Here is a 17,261-nt window from a genome sequence, read left to right on the forward strand (position 1 = left end):
TGATGGTATCTAATTTTTAAAATATCTGCTGTCTGAAAAGTCCTTGACAAAACAAACTACACAAAGGGATGTTCCCCTCCATATGAACGGAGTCCAATTCGTCGAACAACGGGATTTTCTCCCGCTATTTGGGTGGCTACCCGCCAGTAGGGGTAAATTAGTTGGAAAACCTCCCGCTAAATTCAGATGAAATAGGATGTATTGGCGACCGGGCTACGTAATAGTTGGAGTTTTTCCAGTTAAATCCGATCAAAAGGACCAGAGGGACATTTTAACAGGATATTTTCCCGTTAATAGGTGAGCATTAACAACGTTGGCCTTTGTTTCTTTGCAGGTATTTTTTAAAAAATAATTTCATACCTATGATTACTCGCATTTTTAAGGAAGCAGGTCTCGGTCCGGCGATACTTTAACGCTGTCCAAGCTCCGGTTTGCGGGCCCTTACGCCATAAGATACAATGCATACATGCAGTAACTCACACCACTTAAAGCGAGGTTGACACGAATGGGCCCCTTTGCGAGAGAAGACCTCATCGGCTCGTTGATTTTTCTGGTGATATTGGTAGTTGTGGCCTGGATCAATTTGCGAAAAATGAAAACGGGCGACTACGATTTCAAAGCGCTCCGCAAGCGGGGACTCATGTGGACCGAAATTGCGGCAGCCCTGTTTCTTCTCCAACTCCTGTTAAGAAAGGGAGATCATCGGTTTCTGCTCGTTCTCGGGTTGGTTGTGCTGTTTGCGGCGAGCCAGTGGCTCGGCGCGATCTATTACGACCGCCGGAACAAAAGCGATCAATAGAGGAGGATTTCCGCCAGGATGAAATTCCGGAGAAAAGCGATGCTTTGGGGGGCCGCGCTCCTGCTCCTTTTGCTGGGGGCCGGCCTTTATGCGTACGGGAAGTTTGAGCCTTCCCGGCATTTCCGCCAGGCGGAGATCCCCGTGCTGGCGACGCCGGACACGGCTGCGGCCGATGCCGCCGGGAACAAACCGGCGGGCGCTATGGCAAAGGCCGGGGCCGATGCCGCTGCAAGGGCCGGGGGCAACGGATCTGCCGGTAGTGACGGATCTACCGGTTCCGACGGTTCCGACGGTCCCGGCCAGCCGGCAAAAGACCCGTCCATACGGTCACAACAGCCGGCGGGGTTCAATATTTTGATTCTCGGCACGGACGCCCGTGAACGGGAAGCCTCCCGCACCGATGTCATCATGCTGGCGCATGTCGATCCCGAACAGCCGCGCATTAACCTGGTCTCGATCCCGCGCGACACCCGCGTTCCCCTCTCCGGCATCGGCTACACCAAGATCAACCATGCCCACGCGCTGGGCGAACTGCACGGCAACACCCGCTCCGGTACAAAAGCAGCCATTCAGGCCGTCAGCAACCTCTGCTCCTGCACGATCAATTACTACATCAAAACCGATTTTGAAGGCTTCGAGCATTTTATCGATACCCTTGGCGGACTGGATGTCCAACTGGACGCCCCCGTCAAATTGACCTATGCCCATATGACCCTGCCCGCAGGGAGCAATCATTTAAGCGGCGCCGAAGCTTTGGACCTGGTCCGGGAGCGCAAGTCGCTTCCCGGAGGGGATTCCGGCAGACAAGCCAACCAGGCTATGGTACTCAAAGAGATCGTCCACAGCGTCATTCAACCGAAAAACCTGAAGAATCTTCCCGCGTTGATCGAACAAGTCCGCGAGGACGTCCTCGACACCAATTTGCGCGACAGCGACCTGATCAGCTTGGCCTGGCTCGCCAAAGATCTGAATGAGGAGCAATTCCGGTATGACCAGCTCCCCGGCCATAGCGGCAAAGCGTGGGACCCGCTGGTCAAGAACGAACTCTATTACTGGATGCCCGATGCGCCGGCTTGGGAAAAACTCGCGAAAGAGCTGCTCCACGGAAAGCCCGCGGCCGACGAAAAGCAACAGTAAAAAACTTTTTCTATCTGGCACGCCGCCACAACGGCCGGTATAATAGCCTTAAAGACGAAGCACGTCCCGATTCATTCTTAACGAATGGAGCGGGACGTTTTTTTGTTCTTCCAAAGGAGGATGAAGAGATTGGATCGTTTCGAGGAAGCGCATGATGCATTTATCAAAGAACACCTGCAAAAAAGAAAGGGAGAACGCAAAGGCCGCCTGGGACGCGGCCACCGGGAGGCCGAGAAGCTATTTTGCCGAAATGTCTGGTGGCCGGTTCAAGGGGATTTTTCGGGGCTGCACCCGGAGTTTGAGGTGCTGGATTGGCGGGGGCTCTCTTATTTTTGCGACTTTGCCTACATTACATCGGCGCTTAAACTGATCTTTGAAATCAAGGGGTTTGGACCGCACGTACGCGATATGGATCGGCAAAAATACTGCAACGAGCTGAACCGGGAAACTTTCCTTACGGCGATGGGGTATCAAGTCATTTCGTTCGCTTATGATGACGTCGCCCAGCGCCCGGAGCTCTGCATGACTCTACTCAGGCTGGTGCTGGGGCGGTTTCAAGCCGATTCGGCAGCGCCGGACCGGCTTGAACATGTGGCGGAGCGGGAAATTCTCCGGCTAGCCTGCCTCCTCGCCCGGCCCGTACGCCCCCGCGATGTGACGGCCCGGTTGAACCTGAACCACCGCACGGCCGTCCGGCATCTTGAGTCGCTCTGCCGCAAAGGGCTGCTCAGCCCCATAACGGGCCGGGGCGGCAAGCATGTCGTGAAATACGCCATGCTCCCGGGCGCCATGCTGCGTTTGTGAGTGAGGGTGGGGTGAGGGTGAGGCTCAAAAACCTGCAAATGTGCATCTTTTTTCGGCCAATGGATGGCCCCATCCGCAAATTCCTGCAAATCTGCATCCTTTTCCGGCGCAGCAGAGCGTTTCGGGACCAGGCGGTTGAAATTGATGTATTTTTGCAGGCATTTCATCTTTCGGGCCGAAGAAAGAAAAAATTCCTGCAGATTTGCAGGAATTTGCAAACCATCAGGCCTCCTCCACAGCGGACGCTGTGGGCGGTTCAACCCTGCCGCGGCCGCGGCCATGACCTCGCTGCTCGTAGATGTCCGTCCACTTGTCGAGGACGACCTCCAGCTCGAAATGCTCCTCCACGTAGCGGCGGCCTCGCTCCCCCATCTCCCTGCGGGCGATGGGCGTCAGGGCCATCAGCGCCAGCATGCGCTCGCACAGCTGGCGGGGATCGTTCGGGGCGGCGAGCCAGCCGCTCTCGCCGTCCCGGACCACCTCCCGATTGCCGCCGACATCCGTGGCGACGATCGGGAGGGCGCTCGCGGCGGCCTCCAGGAGCACGATCGGCATGCCCTCCCACAGAGAGGACATGACGTAGCCGTCCGCCGCCGCCATCAGCTCGGGAATGTCGCGCCGCATCCCGAGGAAATGCACCTGCCGCTCTATGCCGAGCGAGCGGCACAGCGCCTCCAGCTCCGCGCGCTCGGGACCGATGCCCGCGATGAGCAGCGCCGGGGAAGCGGACGCTTGCGGCTCCGCTCCGGCGGCAGCGGCGAGGGCGAAGGCGTTCAGCATCGTGCGGTAATCTTTCTCCGGGGCGAGGCGCCCGGCGGCCAGCCAAAGAAACGCTTCCTCGCCTTCACCTTCACCTTCGCCTTCGCCCACGCCAAGCTCGCGGAGAAGGCTGCCCCGGAGTTCGGCGCGATGCCGGCCCGCCGCTTGCCTGAACTGCGCCGTGTCGATTCCGTTCGGCACATAGCGGATTTTCCGCGCCGGAACGACGCGGCGCTCGATGTAGCGGTCGACCGCGTCCCGGCTGACGTTGGTGGTCAGGTCGCACAGCGGGTCGGTCAGCCGGTACAGGAGCTCCCGCAGCCGCCCACCTTCGTTCCGGTTATGCGCCGTGCAAATCAGCCGGGGCATCCGCACAAACAGGCGGGTGACTCTGGCCAGCAGGTTGGCATGCACCAGATGGCTGTGGACGATCTCCGGCCGGAAGGCCGCGACAAGCCGGCGCAGCCGAGCGATGGCGCGGAGATCCGGAACGCCTCTTTTCATGCCGAGCGAATGAACCGGAATCCCCATCGCATGCAGTTCCTCCAAATAAGCCGCGGGCTCAAGCATGCTGACGACCTCGATTTGGCAGCCCCGCGCCCGGAAGCCCCTGCACAGCTGAACGACCTGCGTTTCGGCGCCGGCATAATTGAGACCGGTTAATAGGAACATGATTTTTCGCATTTTTCGTGAGCATCTCCTTGGTTCAGGAATTAAAGGTGAGTCCCCACACTCCGCCCATAAGTCGGGCCGGGACGGGTTCGCGAAATCCGGGACCGATTCGGCAGCCTTTCCCACGGCCACCTCCGACGAACACGCCCAGTCCGCCGTCATCTTCAGGGCTGCCGGCCCCGAGTCCGGCACGGATGCCGTTCTTCCGGCCGGGGCCAGCGCCAAGGCGAGAAACGCAAACAGGACGTATTCGAAATTAAAGCCGAAGTCTCCGCTCATCATCGCGGTTCCGATCGTCTGCAGGAGAAGAACCAGCAGCACCGCCTGGCGGCGTGCCGCCCAAAGGGCATACAGAAACGCGAAGGACCAGACCAATAGTCCGGCCACCCCCTGCTCCCCGGCGATTTCCAGCGCCACATTGTGCGGATGATCGCGGACGGCCGGCGGCGAGAGGCTGCCCACTCCGCCCCCTATAAAGGGCTGCTCGGTCCAATGCTCCAGCGCCCGCCGCTGCAGATCCACTCTGCCGAGGAAGTTGGCGTCCCCCGTCAACTCGCCAAGATTCATAAAAATGGACAGGCGGCTCCCGCTGATCCACGCTTCCAGCTCGGCCGAATAATTGACGGCGGCGAAGCCCGTCCCTGCCAGCAGCGCCGTCAAGATCGCCGCATAGCGGTCCAAGTGGCGGAGTTCGCCCCGTCGGTACTTCCTGTAGAGCAGCATAGCGAATATCATCACATTGGCGATCGCGAACGCGGCGACCGGTCCGCGGGACTCCGTGGCGAGGGCGGAAGCCGCCGCCGCGGCGATGGCCGCGAACCGAAGGAGGCGCGGAATTCCCGGCGCCCACAGGCAAACGGTGATCGTGATAAGGGACATGCGGGCATTGAAGATCGGATTGCTGCCCGGGAGAGACAAGCGGCCGGGATATTCGGGCGAATACTCGCCGAGCGCCAGGTGCGTGGCCGCAAAAGCCAGGCCGAACAAGGCAAACACCGTCCAGGAGAATTTCGCGTACCTCCTGTAAAGGATGTAGGCGTAGATCCCCGGGATCGCCGCGTGGATGAACAGGATCGCGATTTTCGTCAATCCCCCCGCATCGGCCGGCGCCCAGGCCACGCTTGCCGTCGATAACAGAAAGACCGCCCCCCATAACCCGATTCCGGGATCGCGAAGCAGCGCGCGAGGGGCGTGACTCTTGCCGAACCAGGCGAGAAGCGCCGGAATGAGCGGAACGGCAATCAGCAGAAACAGCGCGTTCCCCGGCAATACCTTTTTGTACAAGAATCCGAACATATCAAAATAGGTACAAAACCCGATAACGTAAGCCGCGTCGATTTTCATCCCCGCTTGCGTAATGCATTGAATCAAGAACACCCCTGCGCTAAGCAGCAAGAGCGCGATCAGAATGAGCTGCAGATTCAAGGCTTGTCGCCGCCTTTCCTCACGATCCGCTCCATAAAGCGGACCCGGGCAGCCTCCTTCACAGCGGTATCCAGATGCAGCACTTCACCGGCAGGAACGCGGCGGCCTTTCCAGTTGCGCACAAAGCTTTCGATTTCCCCCAGCTCCTTCGCCGTACTTCCCGCTTCATTCGCCAATTCCAGAATAAAGGGAACGGGCTCCGGAAAATCCGTATCCTTATACCCGATAATGACCGGCAGCCCATAGGCCAGGTACTCCCGGACTTTCAAGGGAGAGGCCTCATTCATCCGGTTCCGGTACAAGGCCAGGGAGCCGATGGCTACATCCGCCTGCCGCAGCAGTGGTTCATAATCCATCCGGGCCAGCCTGCCGTGAAACTCCATATTGTGCGGTGCAGACCCGTCCGCCGCATCCCCCGGCTGAAGCCCCACCATATCGAAATGCCAATCCGGACGAAGCCGGGCCAAGGCCGCAATCTCGTCCACGCCATGCCAAGGTTGGCCCGGGGTGCCGATAAAGATCAGCCGGACCCGGTCCGAAGGAGGCGGAGGCGACGGAGAGGCGCTGCTCAACGCAAAACCGTTGCCGATCACCTCTTTGGGCCGGTCGTATTTTTTGAAATGGGGCACCTCTCCGATCTCCCCGCTGACATAAACGAAGCCCCCCGCACTGCGCAACACGAGCCCGCGGGTCAACCGGTGGTACAGGTAGCGGATTTTGCTTCCGAGGCGCATCTCCGCCAAATCGTTCGTGTTGATTTCCAAAATGGAAGGAAAGCGCCGAAGCAACCGGGGGAGTCCGGCGTAGTAAAGGTCAAACCGGTGGTACACGGCGTCCGGGACCCATTGCTCCAAGCGGGTGAGGAGCATCCGGAAAGCGGCAAACCTGTTATGCCCTTTCCCGTAGGTTTGGGTGACCAGCGGGATATCGGCCAGGATCGCCTCACCTCCCTCATGCCCCTCACCCTTCCAGCGCCGGGTAAATAAAAACAGCCGAACTTCATGGCCAAGCGCGGTCCATTCGGCCATTTGGGCGGCTACTTTTTTAAACACCCCGCTCTCCGGCCCTTCATTCCAGTGCATCAGATAGGCGATTTTCATTGGCTTCGCCCTCCCCTTCCCCCATTATTATCGCTGTCCGCTTATTAACGGGAAAACCTCCCGTTAATTTATCCCTATGGGCCCTTGGACCGGATTTAGCTGGAAAAACTCCATCTAATATGCGACCCTTACCGCCGATACTCCCTATTTCAGATGAATTAGCGGGAGGTTTTCCAGCTAATCTCCCACTACTGCCGGGCAGACATCCAATTAACGGGAAGAAATCCCGTTAATTGGCGCCCAGCCCTCCCCCTGTCCTGGGACCCGGATTCGTTCCTTAACTCAGTTCATCCAGGCACTTCCGGTACAGCCGGCGGTCGGCTTCATGCACCAGCTCGCTGTTGTGCCACAGGAGGGTGAAGTCCCCTCCATAGCGGGCACATTGCCGATAGTAACGGCGGATTTGCTCAAAAGCGCGCGCTTCGGACCTGTCCCCCCCATGCTCCGGATGCCGCACGGTCTGCTCCATCACGACCAGAGGACGTTCCCGCAGCTTCAACATCTGCCGGGTTAACAGGTTGAAAACCGGATATTCCCGGCAGATCCCGCAGCGGAATCCCGGCGAGTCGGGATAACCGAGCGAGCTGTCGTAGTCCAGGCCGGCTTCCTCCCAAGACTGCCAGGTATCGGGGGCCCGCCAGCGCAGGAAATGCTGGCGTCCGCCCCAGGCGTCCTGCCGCACGCCGGCCGCTTCCGCCCCCTGCCGCAGCAGCTCAAACTGCCGGCGGATGGCCGGCGGGGACAAATAGGTTCCGTACCCCGGGTGGAGGCCGATCTCATGTCCCCGCGCATGAATGGTTCGCAGCAGTCCGGCGATTTCCGGATCGTTCAGCGTATAAGCCTCATCATAGCGCGCGTCGGTCTGCTCCGGAATGAAGTAAAAGCTGCTGCGCACCCCGGCCCGCTCGCTCCGCTCCATCAGCCAGCGGAACGTGTTATACGGGTCCATATCCCGGACCCGGTCGCCGCCGCCCGCGGCCCAGGGCACCAGCCTGCTCTTCTTCCAGGCGGCCTCGAAGTCCCGGCGCTTCACCGCGTCGGCGGCCGCCTCCTTGAGCAGGCTGAACCGGCCGCGGCGCCGGTGGGCAAAGAAGGGGTGGTCCACATCGTGGCTGACCACCTTCCGGACCTGCCGCTGCCGGCGCAGCCCCTCCAAACCCGGCCATAAGCGAAGCAGCAGGCTCCACAGCAGTTCGGCGTATGCGTTGACGACCGGGATGTCGAGGAAGCCTTCGCGGAAAGCGAGGGAAGCCCGGACCGGGAAGCGGCCATGGTAGTCACGGTCCGGAATAGCCAGCTCTTCATAGCGCGTCAGCATAAAAAAACTGCTGCCGAACAAATCCACCCCGCAGCGGAGCACGCGGCCTCCCGCTTCCTCCCGGATCAGCTGTCCTTCCGCCTCCGGGCCGCCTCCGGCCCGTTGCCACCCCCGCTCTCCCCCGAGGGGTTCACCGTAGATTACGGGCAAGCTTCCGAGGCCCTCCACGTCCAGCCGAGCCAGCGGCTCCCGGGGGAGCGAGTCGGATCTCAACCATTTTCGCTCCGTCATCCCGAGCAGTACATCGGCAAGCAGCAGTCTTGCCTCATGAGCCGAAGCTCCGGCCACGCGCAGTTCCACATCGTCCCTGTCTTCCCATTCCAGAACGAAGGGCAGGCCCAGCAGTTCCTCCAGCAGCACCCGCGCGGCATAGGCGCGCTCCGGCTGCCGGGAGCGCGGGCAGCGCAGCATCAGCATCGTTATCCCCCCTGTCCCTATCCGGCCTCCGCCCCGGCTTCGCTTCCGGGCTCCGGGTCCGCCGGCAGATTCCGGTATTTTTTCACGGCGGTCCAAGACATCCAAAGATGCAGCATATACCCCAGCGTGGACGCCAGACTGAACCACAGCACCGCCGTCATAGCGCCCTGCCCGGTATACCGGGCCAGCAGCAGCGCGCCCAGCACGATGATCACCCGTCCGATCTCCCGGTATAAATGAAGGTCCTGCCGCTCCATCACGTCGATCGTCGTTCCGACGGCGTTCGCCACGAACTGGCTCAAATACATGACGCCCAGCAAACGGACGATTTGACCGGAATTGCCCCATTCCGGCCCGAACAAGAAAGCAAAGGCGGACGGGGCGATAAAAACCATGACCAGAACGATCAGCAGACCGAACAGGAAAATGTTGCGCACCGTCCGTTTGAACAGCGGATACAGCTTGTGGGGGGCATGCAGCCTGTACTGCGAGGATTCGGACAGGTACACGTTCATGACGGAAGACGTGATCAACGTCATCGGAGACCCGAGAATCCGCTGCCCCAAGGCAAACCATCCGGCGACGTGAGGCCCGTAGAAGGCGGCCAGCAGGATCGTCGGCAGATAGATGCCCAGGCTGTTCAGCATGTTGGAGGCCAGGGACAGCATCGGAAACCGCCGGTACCGGTAAGCCGACTCTTTGATATCGCTCCAGGTCGTGTGCAGGGCGTCTTGCTTCACGTCTTTCCGCCAAATCCGCCACTGCGGGACCAGACCGCCGAGCCGGCCGGCCACATCGCCGAGAATCAGGCCGAGCGGCCCCTTGAACAAGCCGCTGAACAGCAACTGCGAGGACACCAGGGAGAAGCTCTGCGTATACTTGGTCCGCGAGAGTTGGCGGAAGTATTTTTTTCGGATCGACCAGCCGTTCAGGATTTGATAAAAACCGCCGAAGAACAGGCTGAGGATAAAAAAGCCGAAATACTCCCGAATGTCGGGCTCGTGCGCCCACGCCGCCAGCGGACCGGCCAGAAAGTAAACCCCGACGCCGCCCAGCAGGCTCACCGCCACACAGATGCGCAGGGACAGGCTCAGCAGGCTGCTGGCGACCCGATCCTCCTCCGGGAGGGTTATGGCCTGTTCATAGGAAAACGAAACGAGCATGAGCATGATGGAGATGATCGAGGTATACATGGAATAAACGCCGTATTCCGCAGGATTGTAAAGACGCGTAATTATGGGCAAGGTGGCGAGAATCAGGATTTGGCTGATGATCGTCCCGCTGGCGAGGACAACGACGTTCCGGAAAAAATGGTCCCTCGTCAGGTTTTTTAGGTAATTCAGCATCGGCGACCGGTCCCGGGAATCAGCGCAGCGACTGCCTTATTTTTTCGCTGATCCAACGCTGGGTTTCTGCTTCAATCTGCGGCCAGATCGGGATGGACAGCACTTCGCCGGCCAACGCTTCCGCCACGGGCAAATCCCACAGGGAAGGAGCGTACACCGGAAGCTTGTGCACGGGCAAAGGGTAGTAGACGATCGAACTGATGCCCTCCGCCTCCAGCCGGGCCCGCAGTTCATCCCGCTTTCCGTCCGCGATCCTCAGCGTATACTGGTGATACACATGCTTGGCGTAGGCCTTCTCCTCCGGCAGGGTGACTCCCGTCAAACCGCTCAAGGTTGCGCTGTACCGTTCGGCCGCCTGCCGCCGCCCTTCGTTCCATTCCCCGATCCGCGGCAGCTTCACTCGCAATATCGCCGCTTGGATCTCGTCCAGACGCGAGTTGAATCCGATGAGCTCGTTATAATACTTTTTGCGGGATCCGTGCGCCCGCAGCATGGCCGCCCGCTCGGCCAGGTCGGGATCATTCGTCACCAGCAGGCCGCCGTCCCCGTAAGCGCCGAGGTTTTTGGACGGAAAAAAGGAATAGCATCCCGCGGCCCCCAGCGTCCCGAGCTTCCGGTTTTTGTATTCGCCGCCGAATCCCTGGGCAACGTCTTCGATCACCTTAAGATCGTAACGGCCGGCGATTTCCAGCAGCGGGTCCATATCGACGGCGTGGCCGAACAGATGCACCGGAATCACCGCTTTCGTCTTGGCCGTCAGCACCGTCTCCAGACGGCTCGGGTCCAGGTTGAAGGTGTCCGGCTCCACATCGACGAACACCGGAACGGCCCCGACCCGGCTGATCGCCTCCGCCGTGGCGAAAAAAGTGAACGGCGTGGTTACCACTTCATCGCCCTCGCCGATCCCCGCCGCCAGCAGGGCGATGACGAGCGCATCGGTTCCCGAGTTCAGCGCGACCGCATGCTCCGCGCCAAGATACTCCGCCGCCTCCCGCTCGAACGCCTTGACGTTCTCCCCCATAATAAAGGCGCCGCGGTCCAGCACCTTTTCGATCGCGTTCATGACCTGCGGCTTTAACTCCCTAATCTCACAGCCTATATCCAGGACGGGAATTTTCCCCTTGGCTTCTCCCGCTTTGTTTTCTCGTTCCATCATCATCCCTCTACCCTTCCTCCGTTTTACTGACCAGCTCTTGATTCCGTTCATACTGTCTTCCGCACTCCGCACATACCGCCTTGCGATCGCGGAAAGCCAGCGTTAGGCCGCACTCGCAAACCCAACCCAGGTGCCGGGCGGGTACACCGGCTACCATCGCATAAGCGGGAACGTCCCGGTTGACCACGGCCCCCGCCGCCACAAAGGCGGATTCGCCGATCGTCACGCCGCAGACGACCGTCGCGTTCGCTCCGATCGACGCCCCGCGCTTGACCACGGTCGGCCGGTAATCCGCGGCCGTGTTGCGCGGAAATGCCGAGCGGGGCGTGCGTACGTTGGTGAAGACCATGCTCGGTCCGCAGAATACGTAATCCTCCAATACGACCCCCTCGTACACGGACACGTTGTTCTGAATTTTGACGCCCTGACCGATGGACACATTCGGAGCGACATACACGTTCTGGCCCAGGCTGCAGCCTGCCCCGATTTTCGCTCCCGCCGAAACATGGCAGAAATGCCACACCCGTGTCCCTTCCCCGACCCGGGCGCCTTCATCCACGACGGCGGTGGGATGCGCATAATAGGTTTCCATGATCTTTGCCCCTCCGTTAATGAAACATATTTTGCGTTTGCTAGAGCAAATAATAGTTTTCCGGCTTGGCAAACCGGCTCATGGCGTTGCGCGTATCCAGCAGACAGCGGCTCCGCCGGCCGATCCGTTCATAATCAAACGCGGAATGGTCCGTCGCGATCACGGTGATATCCGCGTCCGCCAGCCCCTCTCCGGTGATCTCGATGCACTCGTACGTTCGATCCCGAAACCGGAACGACGGAATATGCGGATCACTGATCCACACCTCGGCTCCCCGTTCTTCCAAGAGCCGGATCATCTGCAGCACCGGCGATTCCCGGTAATCGACGATATCCTTTTTGTACGCCACGCCAAGCAGATAGACTGTGGAGCCATACAAAGGCTTGCGGGCTAAATTGAGAATTTCCGCGATCTTGTGGACGACGAACTCCGGCATCGCGTTGTTGATCTCCCCAGCCAGTTCGATCAGACGGGTGTGATAGTTGTACTGCCGGGCTTTCCACGTCAAATAGAACGGATCGATCGGGATGCAATGTCCGCCCAGGCCCGGCCCCGGATAAAACGCCATGAACCCGTAGGGCTTTGTCTTCGCGGCATCGATCACTTCCCAGACGTTCAGGCCCATGCGGTTGCACAGAATCGCCATCTCGTTGGCGAGGGCGATATTGATATGCCGGAACGTATTTTCGTAAATTTTCTCCATCTCGGCCACGGCCGGGCTGGAGACGAGGTGCACCTCTCCATCCAGCACCTGCCGATATAGTTCCGCCGCGACTTCCGTGCAGGCGGGAGTGACCCCGCCGACCACCTTGGGGGTGTTCCTGGTATTGAACGAAGTGTTGCCGGGGTCGATGCGCTCCGGGGAATACGCCAAAAAAAAGTCCTCCCCGCACACCAGTCCGGTCGATTCCAGAATCGGCTTGATCAACTCCTCGGTCGTCCCGGGGTACGTAGTGCTTTCCAGCACGACCAGCATCCCCGGATGCAAGTGGCGGGCGACCTCCCGCGCCGAGTTCTCGACATAGCTGGTATCCGGCTGCTGGTAGACGTCCAGCGGCGTCGGCACGCAGATGGCCACCGTGTCCGCCTCCCCGAGGAATGCGTAGTCGGCCGTCGCCCGGAGCCGACCGCTCCGCGCCATCTCCCGCAGGTCATCATCCACGACATCCCCGATATAGTTGTAGCCGCGGTTCACCATCTCCACCTTCTGCGCCTGGACATCAAAGCCGATGACCCGGTACCCGGCTTTGGCCTTCTCCACCGCCAACGGCAAGCCGACGTAGCCGAGCCCGATCACCCCGATCACGGCGGTCCGGGTATGCAGTTTCTCCATTAACGTTGTGCTGTGCTCCGATTTCGTTCCTTTTTGCCCGCTCATCTCCTACTGCGTCCTCCGTTTCCCTTATCCCTTAAGTTTCTGCGCAAGCTGAACTAACACTTAACCACCTATTAACGGGAAAACCTCCCGTTAATTTTCCACTCTTGTCCCTTGGATCCAATTTAGCTGGAATAACTCCATCTATTTCGCGACCCTAACCGCCGAAATACCCAATTCCAGAAGAATTAACGGGAGGTTTTCCAGTTAATTTTCCTTTGCAGCCGCATAGGCACCAAATTAACGGGAGGGATTCCCGTTAATTTGACTCCGGCCCTGCAGCGGCCATCATCTACCTTCCGTTCTGTACGATATCCCATGCCAGCCGAACCGCCCGGGCTCCCTCTTCCAGGGTAATGGCCGGCTCCCGCCCCGTTCGGACCGCTTCCGCCATATCGGCGATAATCCGCTCATGCCCCGGCACGCCAAAGGGGTCGGCCTCCACTTCGGCCATGATCCCGGCGATTTCTGCATCCGCCATCGTGACGCAGTTCCATGCCTTGATCCAATTGGCGGTCCGCCCGCCGATCAGGACGTATCCGTTCTCGCCGAACACCGCCAAGCTTTCTTCCAGGTTATGCTCGTAAACGGTCGTACATGCCTCCACGACGCCTAAAGTGCCGTTCGCGAATTTTAGCGCCGCGATCGCGGTATCCTCGGCCTCCATGTTGCGGATTCGGGTGTCCACCCAAGATCTCACCTCGGCCACGGGCCCGAACAGCCACAGGAGCAGATCCAGACTGTGAATGCCCTGATTCATCAGGACGCCGCCGTCCATCGCGACCGTCCCCCGCCACGCCGCCTGATCATAGTAAGCCTGACTGCGGTTCCAGCGGACGGTCGCGTTCACATGGCTCAGCTTGCCGAACGCCTTGCGGTCCAGCGCCTCCTTCAAATGGCGGATCGCCGGCCGGTAACGGTTCGGATGGACGACCGTAGCTTTGACGCCGGCCGCCGCAGCAGCTTCCCCGATGCGCCCGGCTTCCTCCGCGCAGAGCGCGAGCGGCTTCTCGATGACGAGATGCTTGCCGGCCCGGGCCGCGGCGATTGCCAGCTCGGCATGCAGCCCGCTCGGCGTACAAATGCATACAACATCGATGTCCGGCTCCCGCTCCAGCATCTCCGCCATCCCCGCGTACGCAGGCACGTTCCAGCGCTCCGCCAGCGCGGACACCCGCGCCGGATTCGGGTCGCACAGGGCGGCAAGCGCTGCGCCTTCCGCATGCTGAATCGCTTCGAGATGCCTGCCGGCGATGTGCCCGCAGCCCACAATGGCGAAGCGGACCTCCCCGGCTTGCTTCCGCTCCCGTTCCGATTCGAATTCGGGTAGTTTTCTCATACGGCTTCCTCGTTTCTGTTCGATATCTCCCCTGCCTGATCCGGTGCCGAAACCGGGGCCGGTTCTCCTGTATCCGGGTTTCCCCTACGCCGTCTTTTCCTTCGCGAAGAGTCCCGTTTCTCCAGCAGCATCGCCACGCTCAGCGAGGCGAAAATCCCGATGAAGCCGCCGATCGCCAGATTGAACAGCTTTTTGGGGCTGACCGGGATAGACGCATCCTCCAGATTGGCATAATCCAATACCGTCACATTGGCGCTCTGCACGATTTCCGTCGACTTGCTGATGAATGATTCGGCAAACGCGTTGGCGATAGTGACGGCATCCTCCGGGTTATCGTGCCTCGCATACAGCATCAGCACCAGCGTTCCCGGGTCGGTCCTCACCTTGATCCGCTTCAACAGCTCATACGCGGATTCCGACGTTTGCAGCTTGGCCTTCGCCTCATTGGCCACAAAACGGCTTTGAATCGCGTCCTCATACGTTTTGGTCAGCATCTGGCTGGCCAAAAACTCGTTATAGGTTCCCGACTCAGATGAGGAAATCGTGGCGACCAAGCTTGCCGCGGCCTCATATTGCGGGCGGACAAGCTCATTCGCCAAAAAAACGCCCCCCACGCATAGCGCCAGCGTAATCAGCACGGCGATCCCGTGTTTTCTGGCGGTTTTCAACAAAACATTCAGCTCCACTTCCCACTCACCTCAAACTATCTATATTTCCGGAATGCGGCAATTAGAAGAGGTTTCCTCTCAATCTTTTGCAATATAAAAGAGTCACTGATGAAATTGTTGAATCAACTCGGCAATTTGAAGAGAGGCGGTACCGTCGCCATACAAGTTCTCGATATAGGACCCGGGCCGGTAATCTCCTATCATTCGCCCCAAATCCATCGTGAGCGGGTCCACCAGCGTATTCCAGCCGCAGTCGACCGTCTCGACCCACTCCGTCTCCGGACGCAGCGTAAAACAGGGAACTTTGGCGAAATAGGCCTCCTTCTGCACCCCGCCGGAATCGGTTATAATCGCCTTGGCCTGGCGTTCCAGCGCCAGCATTTCGAGATAAGACAACGGTTCGGTGAACAAAAGGTTGCCCCCGGACGGTCGCTCGGCGGACTCCCCCATCGCTTCCAGCATTTTGCCGGTCCGGGGATGAAGCGGAAACAAAACCGGATAATCCAGGCTGCGCAGCGCTTGCAATATGGCCCTTAGCCGCACGGGATCGTCGGTGTTGGAGGGACGGTGGATCGTGGCCAGATAGTAACCGCCGGCCGAAACGCCGAAATCCTCGGGCCGGTGTTTCCCGGCGGCCAGGCGTTCGTTGTAAAGCACGGCGTCATACATAACATCGCCCACCTCGTATACGCCTTCCGTCACCCGCTCGGCCCGAAGGTTACTCACCGCCGCCGCCGTCGGTGCGAACAACAAGGCGGAGACGTGGTCCGTCATGACCCGGTTGATCTCCTCGGGCATATCGCGGTTATAGCTCCGCAGCCCCGCCTCCACATGAAACAGCGGAATCCGCAGCTTGCTTGCCGCAAGCGCCCCCGCCAGCGTGGAGTTCGTATCGCCGTACACCAACACGGCATCCGGGACGGTCTCCAGCATCAACGCCTCCAGTGAAATCAGCATTTCCCCGGTCTGCCGTCCATGCGAAGAGGAACCGATGCCGAGGTCGTAATCCGGCTTCGGAATTTCCAGCTCTTCGAAGAATACCCCCGCCATGCTGTAATCGTAATGCTGTCCCGTATGTACGAGCACCTCGCGGCATCTCTTCCTAAGCTCCCGCGACACCGGCGCCGCCTTCACGAATTGCGGCCTGGCGCCTACGATGGTCATTACGGTTTTCATCCTTTCAGCTCCTTTCGTCCCCCGTAAACGGATGGCTCCTCCGTCACCTCGTGGCCGCCGGTTACCCCGGCGGACCGGTAAACGGATGTCATCTCTTCCAGCACCTGCGCCACGGAATACTTGCCGAGCAGCCTTTCTCTGCCGTTCAGTTTCTTCCGCAGCTTCGCATCCGCATAAAGCTCCCAGATTCGCTGCTCGAACGCGTCCGTATCCCCCGGCTTCACCAAATACCCGTTGATTCCGTCATCCACCAAATCCCGGTTGCCCCGGACCCCGGTCGCTACCACGGGTAGTCCCGAGGCTAGGGCCTCCATCACATTCACGGGCAGCCCCTCCTGCTTGCTGGTGGTCACCGCCACGTCAGCCAGGGCGTAAAGCTTGGGCATGTCCTTGCGCTGCCCCAAAAACACCACATTCCCGGTCAATCCCAATTGCTGTGCCTGCTTCTTGTAAGGGACCTCCAGTTCCCCCTGGCCGGCCAACAGCACCAAAAGCTCCGGGATCCGTTTCTTCAGATTGGCCGCCGCTTGCAGCAGAAAAGCCTGATTCTTCCGCTTGCTCAGCTCGGCCGCATAAATCAGGACAAAACGGTCCTGGCCGATGCGGTGCTCCCATCGCAACTGCTGCTTGCCCCTTCGGTCCACCGGCTTAAATCGTCCGAAATCGACGCCGACCCCATGGACGTGAACGATAGACCTGGCTTTGAACCTCCGCCGGATGGCCCGGTGATAGTCCTCCTCGTTGATCGTGACCAGGCAATCCGTCCACCGGGAGAGCAGCTTTTCCACCGGGTAATAAAGCAGCCAGTTCACGGCTGGCGCCCCGTCAAAAAAATGAAAGCCGTGCGCGGTATAAATCACCTTCGTTCCGCTCCGCCTCGCTTCCCTTGCCGCCAATCTCGCCAGAACCCCTCCCATCGGCGTGTGGCAGTGGACAACACTGTAGCCGTGGCGCCCGATTAAATCGGACAGCTCCTTATAAGCCTTTAAATTGTTCCACCTGAACGGGGAACGTTCGATCGACAGCGGGAATTGACAATCCACATAAGGAACCGGCGCCTCCCCGCATGCCGCCGCATGGACTTCCCAGCCCCGCTGCTTGAACCAGCGCATATAAGGCGTATGGAACTGGGTCAAGTGGGACACCACCGTAGCGCAAAACAACACTTTCTTCAGCAC

14 protein-coding genes are annotated in these 17,261 nt (G+C 59.7%); 3 read left to right on the forward strand and 11 right to left on the reverse strand.

The window, feature by feature from the left end; translation table 11 throughout:
• The first annotated feature begins 505 nt into the window (after positions 1 to 505).
• From V4U84_RS04705 to V4U84_RS04715, 3 genes are all read left to right on the forward strand, one after another.
• Positions 506 to 799: a hypothetical protein gene (locus V4U84_RS04705; RefSeq protein WP_334072299.1), complete on the forward strand. Its 294-nt coding sequence runs from the start codon at positions 506 to 508 to the stop codon at positions 797 to 799.
• A gap of 18 nt (positions 800 to 817) precedes the next feature.
• On the forward strand, positions 818 to 1,936 hold the full coding sequence (locus tag V4U84_RS04710) for an LCP family protein (RefSeq protein WP_334072300.1): 1,119 nt from the start codon (positions 818 to 820) through the stop codon (positions 1,934 to 1,936).
• A gap of 129 nt (positions 1,937 to 2,065) precedes the next feature.
• Positions 2,066 to 2,740, forward strand: coding sequence for a DUF559 domain-containing protein (locus V4U84_RS04715; protein ID WP_334076827.1), 675 nt, complete (start codon positions 2,066 to 2,068; stop codon positions 2,738 to 2,740).
• Positions 2,741 to 2,962: 222 nt separating this feature from the next.
• Here the strand turns inward: V4U84_RS04715 and V4U84_RS04720 are convergent, their stop codons facing one another.
• The 11 genes from V4U84_RS04720 to V4U84_RS04770 form a co-directional block, all read right to left on the reverse strand.
• Entirely contained in the window at positions 2,963 to 5,596 is a 2,634-nt protein-coding gene (locus V4U84_RS04720; RefSeq protein ID WP_334072302.1) for a glycosyltransferase, read from the reverse strand.
• Positions 5,593 to 6,696 carry a glycosyltransferase gene (locus V4U84_RS04725; RefSeq protein WP_334072303.1) on the reverse strand — a complete coding sequence of 368 codons (1,104 nt, stop codon included), beginning with the start codon at positions 6,694 to 6,696 and terminating at the stop codon, positions 5,593 to 5,595. The genes V4U84_RS04720 and V4U84_RS04725 overlap by 4 nt, the downstream gene beginning before the upstream one ends.
• A gap of 277 nt (positions 6,697 to 6,973) precedes the next feature.
• Complete coding sequence (locus tag V4U84_RS04730) at positions 6,974 to 8,431, reverse strand: polysaccharide deacetylase family protein (protein WP_334072304.1); 1,458 nt, start codon at positions 8,429 to 8,431, stop codon at positions 6,974 to 6,976.
• 17 nt (positions 8,432 to 8,448) lie between these two features.
• A complete protein-coding gene (locus V4U84_RS04735) occupies positions 8,449 to 9,777 on the reverse strand; it encodes a lipopolysaccharide biosynthesis protein (protein ID WP_334072305.1) in 1,329 nt (442 codons plus the stop codon).
• Between the two features lie 19 nt (positions 9,778 to 9,796).
• Positions 9,797 to 10,936, reverse strand: a complete 1,140-nt coding sequence (locus tag V4U84_RS04740) for a DegT/DnrJ/EryC1/StrS family aminotransferase (RefSeq protein ID WP_334072306.1) — start codon at positions 10,934 to 10,936, stop codon at positions 9,797 to 9,799.
• A 4-nt stretch (positions 10,937 to 10,940) separates the two neighbouring features.
• Positions 10,941 to 11,525 (reverse strand): acyltransferase, encoded by a 585-nt coding sequence (locus tag V4U84_RS04745; RefSeq protein ID WP_334072307.1) that lies wholly within the window; start codon positions 11,523 to 11,525, stop codon positions 10,941 to 10,943.
• Positions 11,526 to 11,565: 40 nt separating this feature from the next.
• Positions 11,566 to 12,903 (reverse strand): nucleotide sugar dehydrogenase, encoded by a 1,338-nt coding sequence (locus tag V4U84_RS04750; RefSeq protein ID WP_334072308.1) that lies wholly within the window; start codon positions 12,901 to 12,903, stop codon positions 11,566 to 11,568.
• Positions 12,904 to 13,192: 289 nt separating this feature from the next.
• On the reverse strand, positions 13,193 to 14,239 hold the full coding sequence (locus V4U84_RS04755) for a Gfo/Idh/MocA family protein (protein WP_334072309.1): 1,047 nt from the start codon (positions 14,237 to 14,239) through the stop codon (positions 13,193 to 13,195).
• The gene (locus tag V4U84_RS04760; protein WP_334072310.1) at positions 14,236 to 14,925 is read right to left on the reverse strand and encodes a YveK family protein; all 690 of its coding nucleotides are present in this window, start codon (positions 14,923 to 14,925) and stop codon (positions 14,236 to 14,238) included. Before V4U84_RS04760 ends, V4U84_RS04755 begins: the two co-directional genes overlap by 4 nt.
• A gap of 84 nt (positions 14,926 to 15,009) precedes the next feature.
• On the reverse strand, positions 15,010 to 16,083 hold the full coding sequence (gene wecB / locus V4U84_RS04765) for a non-hydrolyzing UDP-N-acetylglucosamine 2-epimerase (protein ID WP_334072311.1): 1,074 nt from the start codon (positions 16,081 to 16,083) through the stop codon (positions 15,010 to 15,012).
• Positions 16,080 to 17,261: a glycosyltransferase family 4 protein gene (locus V4U84_RS04770; RefSeq protein WP_334072312.1), complete on the reverse strand. Its 1,182-nt coding sequence runs from the start codon at positions 17,259 to 17,261 to the stop codon at positions 16,080 to 16,082. Before V4U84_RS04770 ends, wecB begins: the two co-directional genes overlap by 4 nt.

It is taken from the genome of Paenibacillus sanfengchensis, from assembly GCF_036864765.1.
Lineage (GTDB): Bacteria > Bacillota > Bacilli > Paenibacillales > Paenibacillaceae > Fontibacillus > Fontibacillus sanfengchensis.

Coding starts and splice junctions, on each gene's coding strand:
- V4U84_RS04755 (WP_334072309.1), bottom strand. CDS start 14,239: ATGAGAAAACTACCCGAATTCGAATCGGAACGGGAGCGGAAGCAAGCC.
- V4U84_RS04735 (WP_334072305.1), bottom strand. CDS start 9,777: ATGCTGAATTACCTAAAAAACCTGACGAGGGACCATTTTTTCCGGAAC.
- V4U84_RS04725 (WP_334072303.1), bottom strand. CDS start 6,696: ATGAAAATCGCCTATCTGATGCACTGGAATGAAGGGCCGGAGAGCGGG.
- V4U84_RS04705 (WP_334072299.1), top strand. CDS start 506: ATGGGCCCCTTTGCGAGAGAAGACCTCATCGGCTCGTTGATTTTTCTG.
- V4U84_RS04730 (WP_334072304.1), bottom strand. CDS start 8,431: ATGCTGATGCTGCGCTGCCCGCGCTCCCGGCAGCCGGAGCGCGCCTAT.
- wecB (WP_334072311.1), bottom strand. CDS start 16,083: ATGAAAACCGTAATGACCATCGTAGGCGCCAGGCCGCAATTCGTGAAG.
- V4U84_RS04740 (WP_334072306.1), bottom strand. CDS start 10,936: ATGATGATGGAACGAGAAAACAAAGCGGGAGAAGCCAAGGGGAAAATT.
- V4U84_RS04710 (WP_334072300.1), top strand. CDS start 818: ATGAAATTCCGGAGAAAAGCGATGCTTTGGGGGGCCGCGCTCCTGCTC.
- V4U84_RS04745 (WP_334072307.1), bottom strand. CDS start 11,525: ATGGAAACCTATTATGCGCATCCCACCGCCGTCGTGGATGAAGGCGCC.
- V4U84_RS04750 (WP_334072308.1), bottom strand. CDS start 12,903: ATGAGCGGGCAAAAAGGAACGAAATCGGAGCACAGCACAACGTTAATG.